A 398-nucleotide genomic window follows, 5' to 3' on the forward strand; every position below is an offset into this window, starting at 1 on the left:
ATGTAGAGCAACGAGATCACCCAGGTATCACGTTCTGCCAGAATTGCTTTCATCGCGCCCAGGTCGATCTTGTGCTGGTCGAGGTTGTCCATGTAGAGCGCGGCACCGATACCGGCGACGGCCAGGGCGACGAGGTAGACGGCGCAGACCCAGTACGGGGCCCGGTTGCCTGCCGTGGCGATGACCAGCAGGCCGACCAGCTGGATCATCGGCACGCCGATGTTTCCGCCGCCGGCGTTGAGTCCCAACGCCCAGCCCTTGAGCCGCTGCGGGTAGAAGGCGTTGATGTTGGTCATCGAGGAGGCGAAGTTGCCGCCGCCGAAGCCGGCCAGGGCCGCGCACAGCAGGTACGGCCACAGTGGCAGGCCGGGATTGGCCAGCAGCAACATGGTCCCCAC

General features: G+C 65.3%; 1 protein-coding gene. It reads right to left on the reverse strand.

The window, feature by feature from the left end; genetic code table 11:
- On the reverse strand, positions 1-389 hold a 389-nt coding region (locus tag IMZ11_RS44560), incomplete at its 3' end, for an MFS transporter (RefSeq protein ID WP_228649838.1).
- Positions 390-398: the final 9 nt, after the last annotated feature.

It is taken from the genome of Microtetraspora sp. AC03309, assembly GCF_020826795.1.
GTDB lineage: Bacteria > Actinomycetota > Actinomycetes > Streptosporangiales > Streptosporangiaceae > Microtetraspora > Microtetraspora glauca.